Source organism: Citrobacter sp. VF227, assembly GCF_052950715.1.
Genome location: NZ_JBRFVF010000670.1, coordinates 1 through 430, shown reverse-complemented (window position 1 = coordinate 430; position 430 = coordinate 1). Strand labels below are relative to the sequence as shown.

At 63.3% G+C, this 430-nt stretch carries 1 pseudogene; it reads left to right on the top strand.

The window, feature by feature from the left end:
• Positions 1–136: 136 nt before the first annotated feature.
• Positions 137–430: pseudogene (locus ACU8YC_RS28480) on the top strand (hypothetical protein); the annotation flags it as partial.

Below are 430 nucleotides of genomic sequence, written 5' to 3'. Positions count from 1 at the left end.
CTGGAGGAACAGGGGGGTCGGTTAGATCAGGCCGGAGCGACGCGCCCGGACTGACGTCTGAACAGTCCGGCTGAAAAACAGGGGTGACTTTGTTCATTCATCACTCAGATTTTACCTTCGCGGGAGAACGTTAGTTTTGAAACATGACGTGTGTTTTCTGATTAGTTTATGGGCCACTGCACTGAGTGGCTGTACCTATACCCCCCGACAGGTGGAAGCCTCCCGCCCACTGGTAAAAGAGGCCGCGTATGCCGGGTATGAGCCGGTCCCGGCCGCCCTGGACACCGTGCCGCCCGGCGCCACCCTGCGTGTCGGCGGCCACCCCAGGATCGCGGGGGAACGTCATCGCTCCGCGCCGGGCCAGCCGTGTACCGAACCGAGGCGCGCGGGGAAAGGGATGCCGCCGGAGCGCAGAGTGGCCGGACAAAGC